The organism is Coleofasciculus sp. G3-WIS-01, assembly GCF_040223135.1.
Classification (GTDB): Bacteria; Cyanobacteriota; Cyanobacteriia; order Cyanobacteriales; family Coleofasciculaceae; genus Coleofasciculus.
Genome location: NZ_JAVJZI010000081.1, coordinates 1 through 7409 on the forward strand (window position 1 = coordinate 1; position 7409 = coordinate 7409).

Below are 7409 nucleotides of genomic sequence, written 5' to 3' on the forward strand. Positions count from 1 at the left end.
TGGCGAGGCTAACTTTACCCCAGAAATGGGTGAAAACCGGAGGGGCAACCATACCCCTCCACCCCGAAAGGGGTATGCTTCTTAAACCGCTACCGCGTGTTCCTCCCTGGTCTAAAGCTTGCCCGATAAGCGAAGCGAAGGTACACAGGGTTTCCCACAACGAAGGATTTTTATGACCACACAAGCTGAATCTCATTCAGCAGTACTCCCCGAACGGTCGAGGGTTGAAAAGACTCTAGACCGGGGGTTTGTCTGGCTGGCTCGCATCTTAGCGCTGTCAGTTGCGGGAATTTTAATCTTCATCGCGATCACAGTGGGCATAGAAGCCTTGCCCGCGATCGGGGAATTTGGTCTGAATTTTCTGGTCAACAGCGCCTGGAATCCCGTAGAAGACAATTATGGGGCGTTACCCATGATCTACGGGACGCTGATGAGTTCCGCGATCGCACTGCTGTTTGCTGTACCTCTGGGAATTGGTACCGCCGTCTTTTTGAGCGAAAACTTTCTGCCCAAATCAGCGCGGATGACTCTGGTGTTTATGGTGGAACTGTTAGCGGCGATTCCCAGTGTGGTTTACGGGCTATGGGGCATTTATGTTTTGATTCCTGTCTTGCTTCCTCTTGAGGAGTGGCTGCATAACAACTTCGGCTGGATTCCTTTGTTTAGTACAGAGCCGACAAGGGTGGGTATGTTTCCGGCGGGAATTATTTTAACGATTATGATTTTGCCGATTATTACGGCAATTTCTCGCGATTCCTTGGCTTCCCTCCCTCCAGATCTGCGACAAGCATCTCTGGGCTTGGGAGCCACCCGCTGGCAAACTATCTTTCGGGTTCTGATTCCGGCGGCATTTTCGGGCATTGTCGGTGGCATAATGTTAGGGCTAGGTCGAGCGATGGGCGAAACCATGGCAGTGACTTTGCTGATTGGTAATGCCAATCAACTTAATTTTTCTATCCTTGCTCCAGCCAACACCATCGCCTCCCTTTTAGCGAATCAATTTGCTGAAGCTTCAGGTTTACAGGTTGCGGCTTTAATGTATGCCGGGTTCGTGCTATTTGTCTTAACACTAATCGTTAATATTCTGGCGGAGTTGATTGTGCGCCAAGTTAAGAAGTTTTAAGGTGAGATAGTGGGAGCAGGAAAGTAGGGGTAGTAGAGACGTAAGGCGTGGAACGTCTGCACAAAGGAAATTTCAAGTCTATTCACGCTCTCAAAGGTCGCGAAGGGTCAAAACGTCAAAACTTGAAAACTTTATGGCAGAAAATATCCAAGATAAACAACCTGAAGACTTTCCCACTCACAGTTTTACTCGTTCATACACGAGTGGGCGATCGCTGTTTGGCATCGTGATGACTATCCTAGCCGGAGCTTGCCTAGTTATTGCCCTGATTCCGTTGTTTGCGGTAATTATATATGTGATCATCAAAGGATTTAACCGCCTGAACTTAGACTTATTTACGGAATTGCCCCCGGCGGCGGGTTTATCAGGTGGCGGTGTGGGCAATGCGATTGTCGGTACGTTGATTGTGATTGCTATTGGGGCGCTGATTAGTGTTCCTATTGGTGTTTTAGCCGCCGTTTATCTATCTGAATTTAGTTCAGGTCCAATTGCTCGCTGGATTCGTTTTGCCACTAATGTTTTGAGTGGTGTCCCTTCAATTATTGCCGGGATATTTGCTTACGGGCTGATTGTGCTTGGACAGGGATTCATCCCCTGTTCAGGTAGCTTTTCTGCATTTGCCGGAGGTGTAGCACTGGCGGTACTAATGCTACCGATTATCATCAGAACTACCGATGAAGCCCTGCAAATCGTGCCTCAGGATGTGCGCTGGGCGTCTGTGGGTGTGGGAGCTTCGGAATATCAAACCGTATTGAGAGTGGTTCTACCCGCCGCTTTACCCGCCATCTTGACGGGAACTACCTTGGCGGTTGCTCGCGCCGCTGGCGAAACAGCCCCGCTAATTTTCACGGCTCTATTCACCTTCTTCTGGCCCTCAGGGATATGTCAACCGACTCCCTCCCTGGCTGTGTTAGTTTACAATTTTGCCACCTCGCCTTTTTCGGCTCAGCAAGAATTAGCTTGGGCGGCTTCTTTAATCCTGGTGGCTTTGGTCTTATTAACCAGTGTAATTTCTCGCTGGGCAACTCGGAAAAGCATTTACTGACTTATGGATTATGAATGATCAAATTAACCGACCTATATAGAATAAAATCTGAAGTTCAATAAAGTTCTAAGCTCTAAAGAAAAACTACTTGTTGGAACAGGATGCCAACTAAAAAATCAGTGAAAATTATCATGGAATCTCATCGGAAAATTGCCGAGCCAAATCAAGCCAATGAGCAATCAACAGAAACGGTTTTACGAACGGAAAACCTAGATATTTACTATGGCAAATTTTTAGCGGTTAAGGGGGTGTCTATCGCAATTCCCAAAAACCGGATCACGGCTTTTATCGGTCCTTCGGGTTGTGGTAAAAGCACATTGCTCCGCTGCTTCAACCGTCTCAACGATTTAATTGATTCATTTCACATTGAGGGTAAAGTTTACTATCGCCAGAAAAACCTTTATGACAAAAAGGTCGATCCGGTAGAGGTACGGCGACGGATTGGTATGGTGTTCCAAAAACCAAACCCGTTCCCCAAATCAATTTATGACAATATTGCCTATGGCGCCAGGGTGAATAACTATAAAGGTAATCTAGATGAATTAGTTGAAAACTCCCTACGCGCTGCAGCTTTATGGGATGAGGTCAAAGATAAGCTAAAAACCAATGGGATGGCGCTATCTGGGGGACAACAGCAACGGTTATGTATTGCCCGTGCGATCGCGATTAACCCAGATGTGGTATTAATGGACGAACCTTGTGCTTCTCTTGACCCGATTTCAACTCTTAAAGTTGAAGATTTAATGCACGAACTGAAACAAAAGTACAGTATTGTGATTGTGACGCACAATATGCAGCAAGCCACACGGGTTGCTGATATGACCGCCTTCTTCAATGCCAAAGCCACAGAAAAGGGCGGAAAGCAAGGGTACTTAGTCGAGTATGACGAAACTGAAAATATCTTCCAAAATCCCAAGGAGGAAGCCACGAAAGACTATGTAAGCGGACGATTCGGTTAAGTTTGCTCGTCGCCAACAAATCCTCGCTTCACCCTAGGGATATACTGTTCCAAATGGGATTCAATCCACTGGGCAGTTTCAAGTTATCTTAACTTAACATAATTCGCCCGAATCCCCGCCCTCAAGAAGTAGGACGGGGTTGATCAAGGATGACGGCTTTCAGCCTTGTCAATCAAATCCTCTGCCATCTCCACCGCCATCAGGATCAGTTTTTGTTCTAGCTGTCCTTGGTGTCCCTCATCACTGATTGTGGCGTAAATATGAGGATTAGCCAGCATACCTGCGAGTAATTGAGATGCCATTTGTTTGACTTCGTTCGTTTTTGAATCCATTGTTAACACCCATCCAGTATCTCTGGCAAGGATACGATATTTTGAGATGACAAAGCTAGGTAAGCGTCTCACTGACGACACTTTTCCAGATGTTTTCGCTTCACTCAGGCTTCGCTCTCCTCACTACCTTACCTGAAAACTCACGAGCCATGCCATCGAAGGTCGTGAAGGGTCAAAACTCAAAACTATGTGACACCAATCCGGGTTAGGATCAATTTTACTTTGAAATTTCGTCTATTGTGAATGATGCTTATGAAGCGCTACTTATCCCGTCTTGTTGCCCTTGTCCTCGTGGCTGCGATCGCGCTAACGGGGTGTTCGTCGAGCAGCACTGGTTTGGTGGGCAATTATAGCCAAGACACTCTAACCGCCTTGGACTCCTTGAGAGCAGCGATTGAACTACCAGACGATGCGCCTGATAAGGCAGAGGCTCAGTCAAAAGCGCGTCAAAGCATTAATGAGTATATTTCGCGCTATCGTCGAGATAGCTCTGTCGCTAACCTGAGTTCGTTCTCCACGATGAGAACAGCCCTCAATTCTCTAGCAGGTTACTATAGCTCCTATCCCAATCGTCCCTTACCCCAGAAGCTCAAAGATCGTCTAGAGCAAGAATTCCGGCAGGTGGAACGAGCGATAAGACGTGGAGCTTAACCTGATTTAAGGGGAGATGGGAAGATGGGGTGATGAGGTTGTTCCAGACGTAGCATGCTACGTCTGGAACAGTCAGGGCGGGTTTTGTCGAAACGTTACCATCAATAGCCATAAGAAAATTCCTAAACCCGCCCCTAAACATTCACGCGCTATGCCCTCAAACGCCGTGAAGGGTCAAAATTTCCTCCCCTCTCTCATCCATAAAGATAACCTGAGCGCCATTTCCGGAAACAGGACATAATGCTCAGAACTACAAAATAACGTTCTTAACTGTGTCTGGGATAATTTGTCGATTCGTTCGATTGTCTGTTAATACTAAAGACACCCACTTGATCAACCCCGCCTTTCCTTCGGAGAAGATGGGGATACCCGCGATTAATGTTGTTCTTTTGTGTTTTTTGTAGGAATGTCCAACAGTCTTGTCCCTAGGGTATGGCATTGGCGATATTATTATCGCTCACTGGTTGCAGCCTTGTTGACAAGTAGTGTAATCACTCAGGGCTATGCGGCTCAAACGGCGCAGGCTCAAACGGCTGGCTATTGCCACTTTACGGATGATGCGATCGCGCAAAAAGAAAGCCTCCGCCTGGGTGCGATCAAAGGGAACCCAGATTTTGATAACCGCTATAAAGCCATCGTCAAACAACATGCTGATGTTTTGCGCCAATGTCGCTCTCGCACCTTCCCCCAAGATCAAGCGATATGGCTACGCCTATATGCCTGTGATGTTCGCACGGGTGCGATTGACGAGATTCTTGACCGTATTGTAAATCGAGGCTACAACAAGGTTTATGTGGAAGTCTTTTCTGATGGTCAAGTCTTGCTCCCCGCCTCAGACAACCCCACCCCCTGGCCCCCAGTCGTGCGAACACCGGGATATGAACGTGTGGATTTATTAGCCCAGACTATTCAAAAAGGGCATGAACGGGGATTGCGGGTTGATGCTTGGATGTTCTCGATGAACTTCGGTTACACTTATGCCCAGCGTATGGATAGGCAAGGTGTCCTAGCTCGCAATGGTCGAGGTCAAACTAGCTTATCCTTTGTTCACGACCAGTCCCAAGTCTTTATCGATCCCTATAATAATCAAGCTAAAACGGATTACTACCAACTGGTTCAGGCAGTGACGAAACGTCGCCCTGATGGTATGTTATTTGACTATATTCGTTATCCTCGTGGTAGCGGCTCAGATTCGGTTGCCACTAAGGTTAAAGACTTATGGATATATAGTGAAGCTTCCCAACAAGCCTTATATAATCGCGCTCTCAACAATCAAGGACGCGAACTGATTCAACGTTACGTGCAAGATGGTTCAATTAGTACGAAAGATGTAGAATCAGTCAAGATACGTTATCCCAACGAACCCACACCGATGTGGCAAGGTCGATCGCCCTCCGAGGCAGATAGCACATCCGCCCTAAACTGGCAATTGTGGCAGCTTAGCGTTGCTCATGCAGCTCAAGGGGTGTTAGATTTTCTGTCCATGGCGACATTACCCGCTCAGCGTGCTGGAATCAAAGCCGGAGCTGTATTTTTTCCCGACGGTAATCAAGTTGTTGGTCAAGGAGGGTATGATTCCCGATTGCAGCCTTGGGATCATTTTGCCCCAACTTTAGAGTGGCATCCCATGGTTTATGGCGTTTGCGGTCACACAGGTTGCATTGAGAACTTAGTCCGACGAGTTGTGGAGCGGGCGCCGATGAGTACCAAAATAATACCAGCCCTAGCCGGAACCTGGGGTAAATCTGTCAGCAATCGCCCCTCTCTAGAAAAACAGATGGAAGCAATCCGTCAGCGAATTCCTGGTATTAGTAGCGTGAGTCATTTTGCCTTTTCCTGGCAAGAGCCAGAATTTGACCGCGATCGCAAGTTCTGTCGGCTACAGTAAAGTTTCCAGCCTCAGTCGGTGTAATAGCATGAGTTTAGTGAACCTGACTCAACCCCTTTACCATGACTAACCTAAAAACTCCCGGCTATGTCTTGATTGTCGATGATCAACCCAACAATTTGCGTCTGTTATCGACAACTCTAAGCGAGGCGGGATATAAGGTGAGAAATGCTATTAGCGCAAAAATGGCATTAATGGGTATCGAAAAGGCTCTGCCACAGCTAATTTTGCTGGATATTATGATGCCTCAAATGGATGGGTATCAACTATGTCAGCACTTAAAATCAGATGAACGAACCCAGCACATTCCCGTTATTTTTTTGAGCGCGTTGGATAATGAATGGGATAAGGTAAAAGCCTTTGAGGTGGGAGGCTCAGACTATATTACCAAGCCCTTTCATGTGCAAGAAGTGTTATCGCGGGTGAAGAACCAACTGACGATTGTCTGCCAGCAACAGCAAATTGTTGAGCAAAATTGGCAATTGCAGCAACAGAATCAACAACTTCAGCAACTCAACGGGGATCTAATCCGCTCGAATCAAGACTTGGAAGAATTTGCCCGCATTGCCTCTCATGATTTGCGATCGCCTCTGCAAACGATGAAGGCGTTTGGTCAGCTCTTTTGCCAAAAATACCAGGGTTTGCTGGATGACAAAGCTGATCATTACATGAATCGGATTTTAGAGGCAGGCGATCGCATGGAAAAGCTGATTCAGGATTTGCTTAACTATTCACGAGTTGAAACTCAGGGGGCAGAGTTTGAACCAACAGACTGCAATCAGGTGATCGAGTCCGTTTTGGCGAATTTAGACAGTGTGATTCAACAACGGGGTGCTGTGATTACCTGCGAACATTTACCTATTGTCATGGCAGATGGCATCCAACTGGTACAACTGTTTCAAAACTTAATCAGTAATGCCCTCAAATTTTGCTCCCCTGAGGTGGCACCAGAGATTAAAATTGCGGCAGAATTGCGCCAAAAAATTTCTCCATCAAGTTATGAGTCCGCTATTGTGCCGCCGATTCCGCCAGAACCCACTGAGTTTAATGAATGGGTATTTAGGGTTCAGGATAATGGTATTGGCATAGAATCGGCATATTTTGAACGAATTTTTAAGGTGTTCCAACGTTTACATACCAATGAAGAATATCCAGGAACAGGGATTGGTTTATCGATTTGTCAGAAAATTGTGGAACATCACGACGGGCAAATTTGGGTCGAATCATCTCTGGGAGTAGGAACAACGTTTTATTTCACGATTCCGGCATTATTGACCGAGAACTAGGGATACAAGCCTCGTCCTTTTAGGACGACTTTTTATTTTCTCTTAGTCTTGTATTGTAATAAATAATGTGTTAATCTATAAAAGTAGTCTAGCACAGGCGAAAGTCGTGAGTATCGCCAATCGAT

Annotated in this window: 7 protein-coding genes; 6 read left to right on the top strand and 1 reads right to left on the bottom strand. The window is 46.5% G+C overall.

Annotation, left to right across the window (positions count from 1 at the left end; all coding sequences use genetic code 11):
* Positions 1-172: 172 nt before the first annotated feature.
* The 3 genes from pstC (at position 173) to pstB (ending at position 3127) form a co-directional block, all read left to right on the top strand.
* Positions 173-1123, top strand: a complete 951-nt coding sequence (pstC, locus tag RIM23_RS08520; protein WP_446366197.1) for a phosphate ABC transporter permease subunit PstC — start codon at positions 173-175, stop codon at positions 1121-1123.
* Between the two features lie 133 nt (positions 1124-1256).
* Positions 1257-2168, top strand: coding sequence for a phosphate ABC transporter permease PstA (gene pstA, locus RIM23_RS08525; RefSeq protein WP_446366199.1), 912 nt, complete (start codon positions 1257-1259; stop codon positions 2166-2168).
* Positions 2169-2299: 131 nt separating this feature from the next.
* A complete protein-coding gene (gene pstB / locus RIM23_RS08530; RefSeq protein ID WP_446366201.1) occupies positions 2300-3127 on the top strand; it encodes a phosphate ABC transporter ATP-binding protein PstB in 828 nt (275 codons plus the stop codon).
* A 143-nt stretch (positions 3128-3270) separates the two neighbouring features.
* Here the strand turns inward: pstB and RIM23_RS08535 are convergent, their stop codons facing one another.
* The gene (locus RIM23_RS08535) at positions 3271-3459 is read right to left on the bottom strand and encodes a hypothetical protein (protein WP_446366203.1); all 189 of its coding nucleotides are present in this window, start codon (positions 3457-3459) and stop codon (positions 3271-3273) included.
* A gap of 252 nt (positions 3460-3711) precedes the next feature.
* Between RIM23_RS08535 and psb27 the strand changes: the two genes are divergently transcribed.
* The 3 genes from psb27 (at position 3712) to RIM23_RS08550 (ending at position 7284) form a co-directional block, all read left to right on the top strand.
* A complete protein-coding gene (gene psb27 / locus RIM23_RS08540) occupies positions 3712-4110 on the top strand; it encodes a photosystem II protein Psb27 (RefSeq protein ID WP_446366205.1) in 399 nt (132 codons plus the stop codon).
* A gap of 406 nt (positions 4111-4516) precedes the next feature.
* A complete protein-coding gene (locus RIM23_RS08545; RefSeq protein WP_446366207.1) occupies positions 4517-5998 on the top strand; it encodes a family 10 glycosylhydrolase in 1482 nt (493 codons plus the stop codon).
* A gap of 62 nt (positions 5999-6060) precedes the next feature.
* The gene (locus RIM23_RS08550; RefSeq protein ID WP_446366209.1) at positions 6061-7284 is read left to right on the top strand and encodes a response regulator; all 1224 of its coding nucleotides are present in this window, start codon (positions 6061-6063) and stop codon (positions 7282-7284) included.
* Positions 7285-7409: the final 125 nt, after the last annotated feature.

Excerpts from the sequence above, each read along its gene's own strand:
- pstB (WP_446366201.1), top strand. The coding sequence starts at position 2,300 with ATGGAATCTCATCGGAAAATTGCCGAGCCAAATCAAGCCAATGAGCAA.
- RIM23_RS08545 (WP_446366207.1), top strand. The coding sequence starts at position 4,517 with ATGTCCAACAGTCTTGTCCCTAGGGTATGGCATTGGCGATATTATTAT.
- psb27 (WP_446366205.1), top strand. The coding sequence starts at position 3,712 with ATGAAGCGCTACTTATCCCGTCTTGTTGCCCTTGTCCTCGTGGCTGCG.
- RIM23_RS08550 (WP_446366209.1), top strand. The coding sequence starts at position 6,061 with ATGACTAACCTAAAAACTCCCGGCTATGTCTTGATTGTCGATGATCAA.
- pstA (WP_446366199.1), top strand. The coding sequence starts at position 1,257 with ATGGCAGAAAATATCCAAGATAAACAACCTGAAGACTTTCCCACTCAC.
- pstC (WP_446366197.1), top strand. The coding sequence starts at position 173 with ATGACCACACAAGCTGAATCTCATTCAGCAGTACTCCCCGAACGGTCG.
- RIM23_RS08535 (WP_446366203.1), bottom strand. The coding sequence starts at position 3,459 with ATGGATTCAAAAACGAACGAAGTCAAACAAATGGCATCTCAATTACTC.